The organism is Streptomyces sp. LS1784 (assembly GCF_020103755.1).
Taxonomy (GTDB): Bacteria; Actinomycetota; Actinomycetes; order Streptomycetales; family Streptomycetaceae; genus Kitasatospora.
The window spans coordinates 1-2,240 of sequence record NZ_JAHSQD010000891.1; the positions used below are offsets into that span (position 1 = coordinate 1).

Genomic DNA, 2,240 nt, shown 5'->3' on the forward strand with positions numbered 1-2,240 from the left:
AGGGCGGCGGCGAGGGCGGGCAGGGCGCGCCCGGGCGACCGGGGGAGCCGGGAAGTCATCGGAGCCACCGCCCACGAATACCATCCGGCCCGCGCCCGGGGCACATCGCACCCGCCCTCTGCCGCCGTGGATTAACGTTTCGTCAGCCGCCGCACTGCTGGAGCATGGCCTTCTTGTCGGCCTCGGTGACGGGCAGCTGGTACTTCAGCGAGACCTGGGCGAAGCGCACCGCGTAGGAGCAGCGGATCTCGGTGTTGGCGGGCAGCCAGGCGGCCGGGCCGGAGTCGCCCTTGGAGGCGTTCTGCGAGCCGTCGGCGGGGATCAGGTTGAGCGGGTCGTTGGCGATCTGGACGCGCTTGGCCTTGTCCCACTTGCCGGCGCCCATCTGCCAGTCGTAGGAGAGCGGCATCACGTGGTCGATCTGGATCTTGGTGGCCTGCTGCTTGGTCCACTGGACGGTCTTGCCGGTGTACGGGTCGTAGATGGTCATCGCGGTGACCGTGCAGTCCGAGCCGTCCTTGCGCTCGACGGCCGTGCCGTCCCGGGCGAGCAGGTCGTTGCGGGTGTCGCACTTGTTGCCGCCGAACGGGACGCCCTCGACGTTGTCCGTCCAGGCCGGGCCGAACTCGTTGCGGTCGTAGCCGTCCTTGGTGCCGACGGCGGCGGTGGTGACCTTGGCGATGATGTCCCGGCCGGCCTTCTGCTCCTCGGGGGTGGTCAGCGGCGCCAGGCCGGGCTTGGTGCCGTCCGGGTTCTGGAGCGGGCTGGTGCCCGCGCCTGCGGCGGGGGCGGCGGTGCCGTCGGCCTTGGGGCCGGTCGACTTGTGGTCGCGGCCGCCGATCAGCCAGCCGACCAGCGCGAGCGCGCATATCAGGAACACGGTGGCGGCGGACAGCGTGGTGCGGCGGGCGGGCACGGAGAACTCCCGAGGTCAGGGGCGGGTTGACGGCGAACCAGCAGATCAGCCGCCCCAAGAGCAGGTCAAGCCGACGCCACGCGATGTCCAGGAGCATGTCGAAGCTCACACCCGTTCATGTCCTGCGCCCCGCCCCGTTCGCGCCGTGCGGTCAGCCGCCGATGGCGGACATCGGACGGTCGGGCCGGACGAACTCCGCGCTGCCGATGGCGTGTCCGGGCCCCTTGCCCGCCAACGCCACCCGCCAGGCCGCCTCGATCGCCGCATCGCCGGCGCCCCCGCGCAGCAGTGCCCGCAGGTCCGACTCCTCGGTGGCGAACAGACAGGTGCGCAGCTGCCCGTCCGCCGTCAGCCGCACCCGGTCGCAGCCGCCGCAGAACGGCCGGGTGACGGAGGCGATCACGCCCACGACGGCGTCCGTGCCGGCGATCCGCCACTCCTCCGCCGGGGCGTTGCCGTGCCGACCGACGGGGACGAGGTCGAACCGCTCCTCCAGTCGCGCCAGGATCTCGGAGGCGCTCACCATCGCGGACCGGTCCCACGCCCCTTGCGCGTCCAGCGGCATGGACTCGATGAACCGCATCCGGTAGCCGTGCGCCACGGCGAACCCGGCCAGCTCCGCGATCTCGTCGTCGTTCACCCCGCGCACCGGCACCGCGTTCACCTTCACCGGCCCCAGCCCGGCCGTCTTCGCCGCCGCCAGCCCCGCGAACACGTCACCGATGCGGTCCCGCCTGGTGATCGCCGCGAAGCGCTCCGGGCGCAGGGTGTCGAGGCTGACGTTCACCCGCCCCAGCCCCGCCTCCCGCAGCCCGACCGCCGTATGCGCCAGGCCGATCCCGTTCGTCGTCAGGGACACCTCGGCCCCCAGCGCCGCGATCCGCCCGACCAGCCCCACCAGCCCCCGCCGCAGCAGCGGCTCCCCGCCCGTCAGCCGCACCGACCGCACGCCCAGCCGCTCCACCGCGATCCGCACCAGCCGGACCACCTCGTCGTCGCCCAGCACCTCGGCACGCCCGAGCCACTCCAGCCCCTGCGCCGGCATGCAGTACGTGCAGCGCAGATTGCAGCGATCGGTCAACGAGACCCGCAGATCGGTGTGGACCCGGCCGAAGCGGTCCACCAGGGGGCGCGGTGCGGTGTTCATCGCCCCAGTACAGGCGGTCCGGGCCCGGCCCGGCCAGCGGCCGAACCGCCGGGGCGCGGCCGCCGCGTGCGGCTCGCGCTTGTGGCTTCCCACAATGCGCGCCCCGGCCCCGACCGGGCAGGCTGGCCCCATGCAGAGTGTGCCGACACCCGCCGGACCGGCCCCGGTCGCCGCCCT

The 2,240-nt window shown here is 73.5% G+C and carries 2 protein-coding genes; both read right to left on the reverse strand.

Annotated features, from left to right (window positions below):
- Window positions 1-142: 142 nt before the first annotated feature.
- Window positions 143-874, reverse strand: a complete 732-nt coding sequence (locus tag KS423_RS43880; protein WP_374120167.1) for an HNH endonuclease family protein — start codon at window positions 872-874, stop codon at window positions 143-145.
- Between the two features lie 193 nt (window positions 875-1,067).
- Window positions 1,068-2,063 (reverse strand): GTP 3',8-cyclase MoaA, encoded by a 996-nt coding sequence (gene moaA, locus KS423_RS43885; RefSeq protein ID WP_224285277.1) that lies wholly within the window; start codon window positions 2,061-2,063, stop codon window positions 1,068-1,070.
- Window positions 2,064-2,240: the final 177 nt, after the last annotated feature.